The organism is Ochrobactrum sp. SFR4 (assembly GCF_019730395.1).
Classification (GTDB): Bacteria; Pseudomonadota; Alphaproteobacteria; order Rhizobiales; family Rhizobiaceae; genus Pseudochrobactrum.
In genome coordinates, this window is sequence record NZ_JAAPBB010000947.1 from 1 (window position 1) to 260 (window position 260).

Genomic DNA, 260 nt, shown 5'->3' on the forward strand with positions numbered 1-260 from the left:
GTGATGCTGCGCGGCCGTCCGAATGATATTTATTTTACGGTGGGGCTTATCACGATCATTGGTCTTTCCGCTAAAAACGCGATCCTGATTATCGAATTTGCCCGTGAACTCAGAAGTGAAGGGCGCCCGCTACTGGAGGCAACAATTGAGGCTGCAAAGCTGCGTTTCCGCCCGATTGTGATGACGTCTTTTGCCTTTATTCTCGGTGTGGTGCCGCTCGCTTTTGCAACAGGTGCCAGTTCTGCCAGCCAACGGGCAAT

General features: G+C 52.3%; 1 protein-coding gene. It reads left to right on the plus strand.

Annotated features, from left to right (window positions below; translation table 11 throughout):
* A partial coding sequence (locus HBA93_RS21875) for an efflux RND transporter permease subunit (protein ID WP_221724652.1) occupies positions 1 to 260 on the plus strand: 260 nt, incomplete at both ends.